9 protein-coding genes are annotated in these 14127 nt (G+C 49.4%); 3 read left to right on the plus strand and 6 right to left on the minus strand.

The genetic code is table 11. From position 1 onward, the window contains the following. Positions 1-68 precede the first annotated feature (68 nt). The 3 genes from CRO57_RS07025 to CRO57_RS07035 all read right to left on the minus strand — a co-directional run bounded on the left by CRO57_RS07025 (position 69) and on the right by CRO57_RS07035 (position 6145). On the minus strand, positions 69-2411 hold the full coding sequence (locus CRO57_RS07025; protein WP_097152580.1) for an NADP-dependent malic enzyme: 2343 nt from the start codon (positions 2409-2411) through the stop codon (positions 69-71). A 307-nt stretch (positions 2412-2718) separates the two neighbouring features. Beyond that, complete coding sequence (locus tag CRO57_RS07030) at positions 2719-4344, minus strand: EAL domain-containing protein (RefSeq protein ID WP_097152581.1); 1626 nt, start codon at positions 4342-4344, stop codon at positions 2719-2721. A 181-nt stretch (positions 4345-4525) separates the two neighbouring features. Next, the gene (locus tag CRO57_RS07035) at positions 4526-6145 is read right to left on the minus strand and encodes an EAL domain-containing protein (protein WP_141401198.1); all 1620 of its coding nucleotides are present in this window, start codon (positions 6143-6145) and stop codon (positions 4526-4528) included. A gap of 447 nt (positions 6146-6592) precedes the next feature. Here CRO57_RS07035 and CRO57_RS07040 point away from each other — a divergent pair, with 447 nt between their 5' ends. Next, positions 6593-8764, plus strand: a complete 2172-nt coding sequence (locus CRO57_RS07040) for a hypothetical protein (RefSeq protein WP_097152583.1) — start codon at positions 6593-6595, stop codon at positions 8762-8764. A gap of 102 nt (positions 8765-8866) precedes the next feature. Here CRO57_RS07040 and aspS read toward each other — a convergent pair whose 3' ends face one another. Beyond that, on the minus strand, positions 8867-10648 hold the full coding sequence (gene aspS / locus CRO57_RS07045) for an aspartate--tRNA ligase (protein ID WP_097152584.1): 1782 nt from the start codon (positions 10646-10648) through the stop codon (positions 8867-8869). A gap of 235 nt (positions 10649-10883) precedes the next feature. Between aspS and CRO57_RS07050 the strand changes: the two genes are divergently transcribed. Beyond that, positions 10884-11603, plus strand: a complete 720-nt coding sequence (locus CRO57_RS07050; protein WP_097152585.1) for a DUF2459 domain-containing protein — start codon at positions 10884-10886, stop codon at positions 11601-11603. A 76-nt stretch (positions 11604-11679) separates the two neighbouring features. Further along, entirely contained in the window at positions 11680-12891 is a 1212-nt protein-coding gene (gene rnd / locus CRO57_RS07055) for a ribonuclease D (RefSeq protein WP_170956029.1), read from the plus strand. A gap of 31 nt (positions 12892-12922) precedes the next feature. Here the strand turns inward: rnd and fosX are convergent, their stop codons facing one another. Then, a complete protein-coding gene (gene fosX / locus CRO57_RS07060; protein ID WP_097152587.1) occupies positions 12923-13333 on the minus strand; it encodes a FosX/FosE/FosI family fosfomycin resistance hydrolase in 411 nt (136 codons plus the stop codon). Positions 13334-13413: 80 nt separating this feature from the next. Continuing rightward, the gene (locus CRO57_RS07065) at positions 13414-14124 is read right to left on the minus strand and encodes a hypothetical protein (protein WP_097152588.1); all 711 of its coding nucleotides are present in this window, start codon (positions 14122-14124) and stop codon (positions 13414-13416) included. Between the last annotated feature and the right edge of the window lie 3 nt (positions 14125-14127).

Below are 14127 nucleotides of genomic sequence, written 5' to 3' on the forward strand. Positions count from 1 at the left end.
ATTGGAGGCGCCTTTTCGGTTGAACAAGAAGGGTGAAAATCACCCTTCTCCTTTTTATCTTGGACAGATCACTCGTCCTCAGAACCAGCAACTTGTGCCTTCTCATAATAGCTCTGCGCATCAACCGAAGCCAAAGCCGTCATATTGGTAACCCCTCGTGAAGTAACCGATGGGGTAAGAATATGGGCAGGCTTCGAAGCCCCCATCAAAATAGGGCCAACATGCAAGGCATCTGTCATTACCTTCATCAGATTCAACGCAATATTGGCCGAATCCAAATTGGGAAAGACCAGAAGATTGGCTTCACCCGATAACTTTGATTTCGGCATGACACGATCACGAAGCAAAGATGACAATGCCACATCACCATGCATCTCACCATCAACCTCAAGATCCGGTGCCCTCTCCCAAATCAAATTGACCGCTTCACGCATCTTCGCAGAAGAATCAAATTCACGAGACCCAAAGTTGGAAGCCGAAAGAAGCGCAACCTTCGGCGTGATACCAAAACGGCGAATATGCTCTGCCGCATTGATCGTGGTCTCAGCTATTTCCTCTGCACTGGGATCTTCACTGACATAGGTGTCAGTCAGGAAGTAGGCACCCTTGGAATTGATCAGCAATGACAATGCCGAATAGTCATGCATATCCTCCGCAAGGCCCAAAATATCCGTCACTTCCCTCAAATGCTTGCGAAACCGCCCATCAAGACCGGTAATCATGGCATCAGCATCACCGCGTTTGACGGTAAGGGCAGCAATGACAGTGGTGTTCACTCGCACCACGGTGGCAGCACCTTGTGGGTTCACCCCTTTACGCCCGACACATTCCAGATATTCATCAACATATTGACGATACCGGGGATCATCCTGCGGATTGATAATTTCGCAATCATCACCTGGACGGAATTTCAAACCAAAACGTTCTGCCCGCATGCGCATCACATCTGGACGACCAATAAGAATTGGCTCTGCCAGTCCATCTTCTATCGCGATTTGGGCCGCACGCAAAACCCGTTCATCTTCACCATCCGCATAAACAACCCGCTTTGGATTGCTCTTGGCCTTGGCAACCATGTTTTTCATGATCAAGCCAGAGCGGAAAACGAAACGCCGAAGACGTTCCTGATAGGCTTCAAAATCCTCGATTGGGCGTTTGGCCACACCAGTATCCATCGCAGCTTTCGCGACCGCCGGTGCAATGCGCAAAATCAGACGTGGGTCAAAGGGTGTCGGGATCAGATAATTTGGACCAAAGGGATGCAGCTTGCCGTCTGCTGCCTGAGCCGCAACATCGGAAATCTCCTCACGCGCCAGCCCTGCAATGGCTTTTACCACCGCATGTTTCATTTCCTCATTGATTGCAGTTGCTTCCACATCCAGAGCACCACGGAAAATATAAGGAAAACAAAGAACATTATTGACCTGGTTGGGATAATCCGAGCGTCCGGTACACAACATTGCATCCGGACGAACCTTCTGCGCATCTTCAGGTAGAATTTCAGGATTCGGGTTGGCCAACGCCATGATCAGCGGGTTCTTTGCCATCCGCTCCACCATATGCGGTTTCAAAACACCACCAGCAGACAGACCAAGGAAAATATCAGCCCCATCAATCACATCATCAAGCGTACGCAAATCTGTTTTCTGAGCGAATACCCCTTTCCACTCGTCCATCTGCTCGCGGCCTTCGTAAACCACGCCATCAATATCGGTGACCCAGATATTCTCACGCCTGGCACCAAGGGATACCAGCAAATTCAGACAAGCCAAAGCAGCCGCACCTGCGCCAGATGCAACAATCTTGGCATTTTCCAAAGACTTGCCCGCATGCTCCATGCCATTCATCGCAGCCGCACCTACGATAATGGCCGTCCCGTGCTGATCATCATGGAAAACAGGAATATCCATTCGCTCACGGCATTTGCGCTCAATCTCGAAACATTCAGGCGCCTTGATATCTTCCAGATTGATGCCACCAAATGTAGGCTCGAGCGAGGTAACAACATCAACGAACTTATCAATACCAGTCTCATCGACTTCGATATCGAATACATCAACACCAGCAAATTTTTTGAAAAGAACGGCCTTCCCTTCCATTACCGGCTTGGAGGCCAGCGGACCAATCGGGCCAAGCCCCAGAACTGCCGTACCGTTGGAAACCACGGCCACAAGGTTACCGCGCGCCGTATAGTCAAAAGCCTTTCCCGGATCCTTGGCGATATCGACACAAGGAGCTGCAACACCCGGACTATAGGCAAGAGCCAAATCTCGCTGGTTACCAAGAGGCTTTGTAGCGGCTATCTCCAATTTCCCCGGCTGAGGATAGGAATGATAAAAACATGCGGCTTCATCCAGTTCATTCTTTTCCGACCGGGTATCTGACATGGACGGGGGGCTCCTTTTCAGCATCAGAACGCAGCAAACCGCGCTCTTGTCAGAACAACTGATCCTGACAAGGCACGAGAGGGATATATGCTACGACTTTTTTCTCATAGACGAATGAGGAAAAGTTTAGCCGCTCTTTTCGCATATGACGAGAGACGGCATGCCAGATTTTCGAGCAATCCCCGCCCTTTGACCAATTTTCAAACGAATTTTAGCCCTAAGGAAGGATAGCAGTTTCCCTTAGGAAAGCTTGTTTGATCAAAACATTGAGGAAAACAGCAAAAGAAAAGAGTTGTTTGTCATTGAGCCAACAGAACCAACCAAAACAGAATCAGGCGGCTTCCTGAGCCTCGAAACTCTCGTCAACTGACATATTGTCATCATCATCAGCTGCAGGCGCCTTGGCGATTTTACCCTGACTGCGAGAGGCCATAACCAGATCGACAAAGGCGTTACCAGGCAATGCTGGAGAGAATAGATAACCTTGCGCGGTGGAAACGCCAAGCTTTTTGAGATGCTCAACCTGATCTTCGGTTTCAACACCTTCTGCAACCACACCAATATCAAGGCTGCAAGCCAGTTCAATAAGAGAATTGACAACCTCCGCCCCAACCAGACCACGCTTGAGGGAATCCACCAAAATTTTATCAAGCTTGAGAATGTCGACAGAAATCTCGGTCAAGCTATAGAGACCACTATGTCCAGCCCCCACATCATCAATGGCAATTTGCGAACCAAGCTCCTGAATTTTCTTGATGATCCGTTTGGCCTGATCTGTATCATTCAACGGCACGCGGTCAGAAATCTCGAAAACCAGATTCTCATAGGCAATCTGCGACCCCTCAAAAACGTGCCTGATATCTGAGAGAATGGAATCATCTGCCAACTGACGAGAGAACAAATTGAAGGAAATCTTGAAGTCGGATCCTGCATCAACAATAGGTGCAATCAGATCACGAGCATCTTCAAAAATGGCACAGGTAATCTCTCGCGTCAGATCGAACCGTTCTGCCGTTGGTATGAAATCATGTGGCAGCACAGACCCGCCACCAGGCCTGTTCCAGCGAGCCAAAACTTCACATCCGCTGATCTGGCCATTGTTCAAATCGACAATCGGCTGCAAATAGGCCTCAAACTCACCATTATCCAAAGCATCGAGGATCTTGTCGCCTTCATCTGGGCGATAACGACCAAGCGCATATCCGGCACCAATCGCCGCCAACCCAAGCGCCAACCCAAACAGATTTATTATCTTTTCCACTCCGGACAAAGAGGCCTTTACAGCAGCTGAAGGAATGGAAATTGACGCTTCAAAAGGAAGATAGTCGGAACTTTCTCGAACAGAAACAGCAACATCCTGCGATGGTTGAATCGGCTCGTGCAGATAGAGCGGAGAATTCTTGCCCAGCGACAACATGGCTGTTCGATAGCGGCGCAGATCATTGCGCACAGGGTCCAGAACCAATAACTCACCGGGAACCCGCGCAACCAGTCGGCGACCATTGCTGATATGGCGCACCACCAGCAGTGATAGTTTCCCGACTTCATTGCCAGATAGCGATAAACTGATCTCAGGAGCATTGGCCTGATAATTTGGAAGCAAACCGCTTTGACGCGATGATTGCCCGATATCGGTACAAACAAGATTTCCATTGCGATCCACCAAGCCAATGGTATCAACCCATGGCACGGCCCGCGTGGCATCACTGAGAAGAAAGCGATGATCTGTAGTACAGGACAGCCCTGTCGTCTGAGCCAGACGGTCCAAGACACCAATAGCACTCATGCTGGCATGCGAAGCGCGATCCAGCATAAGCTGAGCAGATGTCTGCATATCAGCCTCGGCTGTTCGCTTGCCCTGCCACATCAGCATGGACTGTGCAGCAAACGTCAAAACCGCAACGCCAGCAACACCTGCCATCATATAAGCCGCTATCTTTTTGGCATTCCTGATCATGAAATCTCAGTTAAACTCAATCTATCCGCTTCACACCCCTCTGATTGGCAAGCACCTGAGCATACAGACACCTCAATCCGGAGTTTGATAAAAATCTTCGCAAACTTATCTAAATTTTCAGATAACAAATCACGCTGGAAAAACGGTCAAAAGCCGAAAAACTCTGATTGCTCATATATGGTTAGAAATTCACTACCTGCGGCACGATCGGCTTGTCAGCGGGCTCTACGTCGCTCATATCAACCTGAGCATTGGTAGAGCCACGACCCAAGGTCCCAATTGCATCAATCAGTTCAAGGAAGGCCTTTCCGGGAAGGGCCGGCGCGAAAAGATATCCCTGCGCTTGGTGAACACCAATCTTGCGCAAGTAGGTGAGCTGTTCTTCATTCTCAACCCCTTCCGCCACAACTGTCATATCCATGCCCTGAGCCATCTGGGTCAGAGAGTCGACAATCGGTACAGTTTCAACACCAGGTTCAATCGCATCGACAAATAACTTGTCGATCTTGATCACATCCATGCCAAGTTTTTGCAAATAAGCAAAACCACCATGCCCGGTCCCAGCATCATCAAGCGCCACTTTTGAGCCCAATTTCTGAATGCGGGCGATAATAGCGCGCGCACGATCCAGATTTTCCAAGGGCTGGCGCTCGGTTACCTCAAACATGAGCTGACTGAAACGAATACCGGAATTTCCAAAAATTCGTTCAATATCACCTACCACACTCAGATCATCAAAATGACGATTGAACAGATTGATACCTGCCTTCAATTCACTATGCTTGCCATAAGCCTCAGATAGATCCGCCTCTACCTGCTCCATCAGCAGAGTTGTCATTGGCATCGCCAGACCGGTTGCCTCTGCGGTATCGATAAAGACACCTGGTGACAGGACGGTTCCATCAGGTTTGCGCCACCGCACCAACACCTCACACCCAGCCAATCGCCCAGTCTGAATATCAATAACCGGTTGATAGTAAGGGATGAACTCACGCTTCTTGATGCCAGTTTCGATAGAGAAGCTCGGTGGTTCTTTTTTCATGCTCAAGCGTACGAAAAAGAACATGATCATCGCACCCATCAGGATTGCAAGACCATTGATCAGATCCATGGCACCAACGAAGGTCGCCCAAACCGATTCGAACGGCACCCCTGCCCAAATCATGACCGGGTAACGGTCGGACTTTGCAATGGTCTTGACCATATCGCGCGTCCAGGCGGGATCAGGAATCAAATTGGCAAATGGCGACATCCGGCGATATCGTATCTCCGGGGATGTTTCTACCAGCACCGGGCCATTGGACAACATGACAGAAACGCTGGAAGCACTGGCATATTCAACCGGCATGGAATTGAGAATCAAATGACCATCAGGAATAAAACCGCCAATGGCCAGTTTCTCCGAAACTTTCCAACTCACCATAAGGCCACGCTTATGCGCCGCATCTTCATAAACAGACTGGAATTTCAGATGATCCACACGCCCGGTGATAGGCTTGGACATGGCCCGAAACGTCACGTCCCCTCGAAGGGACGAACAGGACATACGCCCGGTACCAGCATTATACAATCCAATTTCATGAAGCACATGATGACGTATCTGAGCACCAAGGAATTTCCGGCGCATCATATCGTTACATATTGGCACTCGATAATGTGGCAAGGTTGAAAAGACATCAACGCTTTCCTGAATGACTTGCTCGACACTTTTCAGCAAACGATCGGAAGCAAGAGTTAGTCTTTCCTCTGCTTGAGAGCGAACATAATCGCGCATGAACAGATTGGCAGCGAGCACTGGCACAAGGCCCAATACTCCTCCCAAAACCAGTAAGATTGCAGATCTCAACCGCCTGTTCACGTCACACTCTCTGATACCTGTTTGCCTGCACAATACCAGCAGGAGACTAACAGGGCCTTAACTCACAGAAATCATTAAAGAAAACAGATCATAGTTATTGGTAAAACTACGCAAGTAAAAAATAACTAGGTATTTCCCTGCATCCGGGAAAATTGCACCAAGGAAAACAGGTAGATATCATGGAGATTACCAAATTTTGTTAGGCATCAGCGATACATAATTCAGCACGTGGCAAAGCGAAATACTGCTTCTCCAGACACACACCTTGGTAGTCGGTAAAAAATAAATAACCACTTCACACTTAGACGAAAAATTGGTCATAAAGTATTCTCATTTGACACCAATAATCGCGACAATTGAAAAAAAAGATCATTGCATCAGGAGATTTCCATGCGCCTTGCCAGCTTGACCATTCTGTCCCTCATGGCTTCCACTTCTCTGACACTTGCGCAAAGCGCTGCTGAAGACACCTTCAAACAGATTATGGATGACTATAATAATACCGGCTTCCTGTCTGCCACGGTCGATAGTCACAGCTATGATGAAGCAAGCGATACCTTGAAGGCCGAAAACCTGAAGATCACCTTCTCTTTCAAATGGGACGAAAGCGAAGCTTGGCTTTCCATGTTTCCGCCAACCCCACTACCTGCCGACAATTCGCCAGACAATGGCAAACCATCAACAGATAAGAAAGCCAAGCCATTCCTTGCCTTCGACATCATCTACACTGCTCCCAGCCTAAGCTATAAAGGTCTGCGAGATCAGGATGAGAAGGGCTACCGCTTCGAACAATTCAATGTCGACAATGCCAAGATGGTCGTGAAATTCAAATCACACGAATCTGAAACCAACCAGACCACCAACGTCGATATGCAAGGAAGTCAGGTCTTTAACGATGGCTATGTCCCCTATATGGGCAAACTGAATTCAGATCCCGCCAGACCTTTCTCAAGTCTTCTCGCATATCTGCGTCCATTAATACTGGACACACGGATTGCCTCTTCGACCACTCCGATCCAGCACGCCACGCACGCCATGGAAGATGGTAAGGTCTTTCAACGCGAAACACATGGGCCCATTACGATCACAGATGTTGCCAATGGTAAAATCGCAAGCATGGAACAAGCATATCAGAAGGGTGAGACCGATCTGAGTGCTCAATTGCCTGATGATCTGGACGAGAGCGAAATCGGCGAATTCCCTGAGAAAATATCTTACAACATCGACAAAACAACATACAAAGATTTTGACTTCGCAGCTCTTTGGTCCGTATTTGATCCTGGCATGGCAAAATATGAAGGCGACAAAGTCGCTTTGGGCTCCAGTTCAACGGGAAAGATCACAGCCAACGGGGAGAAAAGCTTCGATCTGTCAATCGCTTCAACGATCCAGAATGGCCTGAAAGTCCGCCAGCCAAAAACATATTGGATCAGCGAACTGGAAGACGCCCTTCCGAGATTGAAGGCAGATGAAAAACTGGATAACGCCACCATCGAGAAGCTGACGGACGCTTATTTCGCACTCATCGGCTCATTTGCGATTGATCGTGTTGAAATGGGAAAATTGCAAGCACAAGGCCGTGGTGATAGCAAGGATCCGGAGGCACCGCAAAGCGTAAGCATGGATGGTTTCCTCCTATCCGATCTGAGTGACAAGGGACTGGCCGAGCTTGCCATCACCAATCTCGATGTGAAGGCGAAAAAAATCAAACAGGCGTCTCTTGGCCGCTTTGCCATCACAAACGTCGAGTTCCCGACTTATGAAGCCATCAAGGCCGTTACCAAGGCAACGATGGAAGGGCGAGAGCCAACAACCGAACAATATGCACGCGCCATGCCACCGCGTGCCGAAATAGGCTTAGAGGGGCTCGCTTTTGATGACGACCAAGGTAGCAAGGTTGCGGCAGAGAAAATACATCTCGCTATCAAAACAGAAGGATTGGCCGTTCCAACTCACGTCAGCCTGAAGACCGACAAACTGACTCTCTCTCGCTCCATGCTTGGCCATCCTCTGGCTCAAACATTGATGGCGCAATTGAATATGAACGAGCTCACCCTCAACCAGTCCATTGCACTCAACTGGAACCCATCAGACGAGAGCTTCAGAATTGATCCACTTACAGTTGATCTGACCAATATTGCAAAGCTGGATGGCGCTATTGGTGTTGGCGGCATCAAGAAAGCTTACCTCGCCAATCCACAAAAAGCCCAACAAGCCATGGCAACAGCATCCATTCTGCCAGCAGAGCTGAAATTGCAGGATCAGGGCGGTTTGCCGCAATTGATCAATTTGGCTGGCCTGATGAGTGGCATGAGCCCCGATCAATTGCAGACGATGGCACCAGCGCAGATCGAAGCCATTCTTGGCGCCTATACGACACCCAAATTTGCGAAACATGTCGCCTCGCAAGTCGGCACCTTCCTGCAAGATCCACAAAGCCTGCGCATCATCCTGGCACCAAGCAATCCGGTTCCGGTCGCTCAAATCCTTGGCGTGATAGCGACCGCACCACAATCATTACCCGATATCCTGAAAATTGGTGTTGCCGCCAACCAGCTTTGATTGGCGTCATTGAAAAAGACACAAAAAAGCCGGGCTCGCCATGAGCCCGGCTTTTTTAATATCGAAACAGAAGCCATTCATCACGGCTCCTGACCAATTGCCTTATTCAGGCAGGTTCAAGCGCAGATGCAAATCGCGAAGCTGCTGGTTGGTAGCCTCAGACGGCGCACCCATCAGCAAATCTTCTGCCTGCTGGTTCATTGGGAAGAGTGTGATCTCACGCAGGTTTGGCTTACCGCACAGAAGCATGATGATACGCTCCATGCCCAGCGCCATGCCACCATGTGGAGGCGCACCATACTGGAAGGCACGATACATGCCGCCAAAGCGCTCTTCGAGAACCTCTTCGTCATACCCAGCAATCTCGAAAGCTTTCTTCATGATTTCAGGATTGTGGTTACGGATAGCACCTGAGCCGAGCTCGTAGCCGTTACATGCGATATCATACTGATAAGCATTCAGCTTGAGCGGATCGGTGTTTTCCAAACCGTCCATACCACCTTCCGGCATGGAGAATGGGTTGTGGCAGAAGTCAACTTTGTCTTCTTCCTCATTCCACTCATACATTGGGAAATCAACAATCCAGCACAGCTCATAGCGGTCACGATCAATCAGATCCAGCTCTTCACCTACTCGTACGCGGGCTTTACCGGCAAAATCGTAGAATTTCTTTGGATCGCCAGCTGCAAAGAAGCAGGCATCGCCAGCATCCAGACCAAGCTGTTCACGGATCGCATCTGTGCGTTCTGGGCCGATATTCTTGGCCAGAGGACCTGCACCTTCAATGGAGCCGTCCTCTTTCTTACGCCAGAAAATATAGCCAAGACCAGGCTGACCTTCAGACTGAGCCCAACTGTTCATGCGGTCACAGAAGGTACGTGCACCACCGGTTTTCGCCGGAATTGCCCAGACTTCATTGTGATCTTCTTCCAGCATGCGCGCAAAGATCTTGAAGCCGGAACCACGGAAATGGTCGGATACTTCTTCGATCTCGATAGGAATACGCAGATCAGGCTTGTCAGAGCCATATTTACGCAGAGCTTCAGCATAGGAAATGCGCGGGAAGTTCTGTGTAACAGGCTTACCTTCAGCAAATTCCTCGAACAGGCCACGGATCACAGGTTCCATGGTGTTCAAAACATCATCCTGCTCAACGAAGCTCATTTCCATGTCGAGCTGATAGAATTCGCCTGGCAGACGGTCAGCACGAGGATCTTCATCGCGGAAGCAAGGAGCGATCTGGAAATACTTGTCGAAACCAGCAACCATCAACAGCTGTTTGAACTGCTGAGGAGCCTGCGGCAGAGCGAAGAATTTGCCAGGATGAATACGAGATGGCACCATGAAGTCGCGCGCACCTTCAGGAGAAGACGCGGTCAGGATTGGTGTCTGGAATTCGTTGAACCCAATCTCACCCATAAGACGGCGTGCAGCAGACATGACCTGAGAACGCTTCAGGATGTTTGCATGCATGGTCTCACGACGCAGATCCAGGAAACGATATTTCAGGCGAATGTCTTCCGGATAGTCAGGCTCACCGAAAACCGGCAGCGGCAACTCTTTGGAAGAGCCGAGAACTTCCATGTTGGAAATGAACATCTCGATCTTGCCGGTTGGCAGATTATCGTTGACGGTCTCCTCGGTACGGGCCTTAACCTCACCCTCTACCATGATGCACCATTCACCGCGTACGGTTTCAGCCAGTGCAAAGGCAGGAGAATCAGGATCGGCCACCACCTGGGTCAGGCCATATTGATCGCGCAGATCAATGAAAAGAAGACCACCATGGTCACGAACACGGTGAACCCAACCGGAAAGGCGAACCGACTCGCCCACATGGCTTTCGCGAAGATCGCCACAAGTATGGCTGCGATAAGGATGCATGAATTGAACCCTGATAATTTGTCACGACAAAACGGGCGCACCGATTGGCCGCCCTGAAATCTTGCGCGAACCTGCCCTTATGCGCCCGGATAGTCAAGAGATCAGTCACAATCCTTGATCTTTTCTCTTCTTTTTGCCCAAATCATATAAGAATAATCCGCCATTGCCGATCAATCCCTTCTGGTGCATCCCAGCAATTCTGTGCACCACGCCAATCAGTAGATGTTTTCGCAATATGATAAGACGCATTTTCAAGGCTGGCCTGATCCTGATCTGTCTGACAGTCGCGATGCTTTTCAAGGGCGAACGATCCGCCAATTCCAAACTCTATCCAGCCTCAAATCCAGAGGCTCAAGCAACCATTTATGTCACTGATCTCGGCTATCACGCAGGCATTGTCGTGCCAGCCTACAGCATCAAACACATGCCTGAGCTGATCAACCTGAACAAAACCCTGTCCTATTTCGAAGGGGCCGATTGGCTGGAAATTGGATGGGGAGACAAGGCATTTTATGAAGCAGGAGAGTGGGACCTCATCAATTTACCAACCATGGCCAAGGCGGCCTTCATCCCTACCCCGACTACATTTCATATGGCAGGCTTCAGAGGGCACATTCCATCAATCTTCAAGTATGACAACGTCGTTGAACTGGTCATCTCAAAAGCTGGACTGGCCCAAATGCTCCAAGGCATAGACAGCGATATGAAATTTCCTTTGAACGATATCGCGTCAAAGGGTCTTTACGGCGACAGCCGGTTCTTTCCTGCCAGAGGTCACTATCACCTATTCAGCATTTGCAATCATTGGACGGCAAAGCGCCTCAATGATGCGGGCCTTCCAGTCAATATCACGTTGGCGACTTGGCCTGGCTTGCTAAGATATGATCTGGTGCATCGATCTTCAGCCAAAAACTGGCCAGCTAAACCCTATCCAAACAATAGGAGCGAACAATAGCCACAGCCAGACAAAGTTAGTTACAAAGATAAGGCGACAAGAGATCAAATCTTCGTTATAAGCGTTTGCAATGAAGATCATATCCTCTACTGCCGAACTGGCAGCCGCTTGTACCGCCTTTGCCGCCCATAATTATGTCACCGTAGACACCGAGTTTCTGCGAGAGACAACTTACTGGCCCAAACTGTGTCTGATTCAGATTGCAGGACCCGAAGATGCTGTCATCGTCGACCCGTTGGCCAAAGACATCGATCTGGCGCCATTCTTTGAGCTTATGAGCAATGAGGATGTGACAAAGGTCTTTCATGCAGGCCGACAGGATGTCGAGATCATTTATCATCTGGGTAAGCTGATCCCCCACCCGATGTTCGATAGTCAGGTTGCTGCAATGGTATGTGGCTTTGGCGATTCCATTTCCTATGATCAGCTGGTCTTCAGGCTCACAGGCAATCGAATCGACAAATCTTCTCGCTTCACAGATTGGTCTCGTCGTCCACTAACAGACAAGCAGCTCAATTATGCACTGGCAGACGTCACACATCTGCGCGATGTCTACCATGCTTTGCGTGCAAATCTGGAAGAGCAGAACCGTTCCCACTGGGTGGCAGAGGAAATGGAAATCCTGACCTCCCCGGACACCTACTACACCGAGCCTCACGCAGCCTGGAAGCGTATGAAATTGCGCATTCGCAAACCGCGAGAATTCGCTGCCCTGCAAATGATGGCACAATGGCGCGAACAAGAGGCGCAAAGTCGCAACGTGCCGCGCAGTCGCATTCTGAAAGATGACGCGATCTTTGAGCTTGCCATGCAACAGCCCAAAGATACCAACGCGTTATCTGCACTGCGCTCCATCTCCAAGGGCTATGAACGCTCCAAAGCTGGTCAGGAAATTCTTGACATCATGCGGCAGGTCGATGCCATTCCCAAAGATGATCTACCCGTACTACCCAAAGGTAAGAATCAACCGGAAGGCTCTGGCGCTGCTGTCGATTTGATGAAGGTTTTGCTGAAGCTGACATCAGAAAAGCATGGCGTTGCAGCCAAGGTTCTGGCAACCGTTGACGATCTGGACAAAATAGCAAGTGACGACAATGCCGATGTCCCTGCCCTGAAAGGCTGGCGCCATGAATTGTTCGGTCAATATGCGCTGAAGATCAAAACCGGCGAAATTGCCATGCGTCTGGAAGGAAAACGCGTCACGATCATTGAAGTTGATCCACCAGTTCTGCCAGAAAACCCAAAGCCACGTACGCGTCGCAGCAAGCGCCCGGCAAGAACGCAATAGCACCCCAAGTTATTCTTCTACACAAAATTGATCAGGCTGTTTCAGCCTGATAGCGCGCAAGACGTTGTTCCAATGTGCCGGTATGCAGCTCGAACAAATGATTGTCATGATCATAGAAATAGAGAGAACGCCCTTCACCCTTCACACGCGGGCGACCAGATAACATCTCAGCTCCATAGTCTTCGAGACGCTGCTGATAGAGATCGAATTCTTCATCGTCGATTTTAAACGCAACATGGTTATAGCTGCGCTCTGGCATGGGTGTCCCTTGCATGATGGCAATCCATTGCTCACCTATGATGAAGAATTTTTCAGAAGACACTGAAAATGTATTGTCACCGGATGAATAGACTTCCCGCGCATCAAATATATGCGTCAAGAAGCCACTCATCCGATTCAGATCTTCGACCACGAAGGTAATATGACTAAGCGCTGATACCATTTCTCACTCCGCATCATATGCAAATCCAATGATGCATTAGCGAAGCGTGCAATCAGGGCAACAGAAAGACCAGGAGAGATTTAGACTTCGTCTTCCCCATCAAGATCGCCAAAGTCATACTCTTCTGGCTCCGGCTCCACACGCTTGGAACCAGTGAGTTGTTCATATGGCAGATCAGCATATTTTTCTACCAGCTCTTGCCACAAACCTGCCCAGAGATAGATCGGCATGCCACCGTCTTTGAGAACAGTCTTGATTTCCAGCAAGCGGTCTTTCTCTATCTTGCAAAAAGTCAGCGCCATTTCAGAGGGGCCATCGGATTCAATACGGGTGACTTCAACGAAGGAAGCAGCATCCTCACCAACGGCAAGAACACTTTTCGCCATAACAAAATCTTGCCCTTCAGGAAAAATACTATTGGAAACAACTTCCAACGGCACATCCTGCCAGCTTGGCCAAATATCGGAAGCAAAAGCATGACCTTGCTCTGCGACCTCTTCCTGGCACCAGGCAATATCCTGACGCGCATCCTCAAGAAGATCTTCCTCAAAGCTAACACGCACTTCAGCCAGGTATTTATAGGACTGAATGGAGCATTGACCCATTTCATTCACTGCATCAGCGTCCGTCGCAGCAAAGAGGATATATTCGCCATAAGGATCACGATCATGATAGATCTCATCAGCCCCAGCATAAGGCGCATGATCTGGTCCGCCCTGCACAACAAGCCACTCATAGGCATCGGCAGCAACGCCAGCAGGACCTGTTTCATTCACTTCAATATCAGTCATTCG

The organism is Cohaesibacter gelatinilyticus, from assembly GCF_900215605.1.
Classification (GTDB): Bacteria; Pseudomonadota; Alphaproteobacteria; order Rhizobiales; family Cohaesibacteraceae; genus Cohaesibacter; species Cohaesibacter gelatinilyticus.

Bases quoted from the DNA above. Each gene is read 5' to 3' on its own strand.
- CRO57_RS07025 (WP_097152580.1), bottom strand. From the start codon at position 2,411: ATGCTGAAAAGGAGCCCCCCGTCCATGTCAGATACCCGGTCGGAAAAG.
- CRO57_RS07030 (WP_097152581.1), bottom strand. From the start codon at position 4,344: ATGATCAGGAATGCCAAAAAGATAGCGGCTTATATGATGGCAGGTGTT.
- CRO57_RS07040 (WP_097152583.1), top strand. From the start codon at position 6,593: ATGCGCCTTGCCAGCTTGACCATTCTGTCCCTCATGGCTTCCACTTCT.
- aspS (WP_097152584.1), bottom strand. From the start codon at position 10,648: ATGCATCCTTATCGCAGCCATACTTGTGGCGATCTTCGCGAAAGCCAT.
- CRO57_RS07050 (WP_097152585.1), top strand. From the start codon at position 10,884: ATGATAAGACGCATTTTCAAGGCTGGCCTGATCCTGATCTGTCTGACA.
- fosX (WP_097152587.1), bottom strand. From the start codon at position 13,333: ATGGTATCAGCGCTTAGTCATATTACCTTCGTGGTCGAAGATCTGAAT.
- CRO57_RS07065 (WP_097152588.1), bottom strand. From the start codon at position 14,124: ATGACTGATATTGAAGTGAATGAAACAGGTCCTGCTGGCGTTGCTGCC.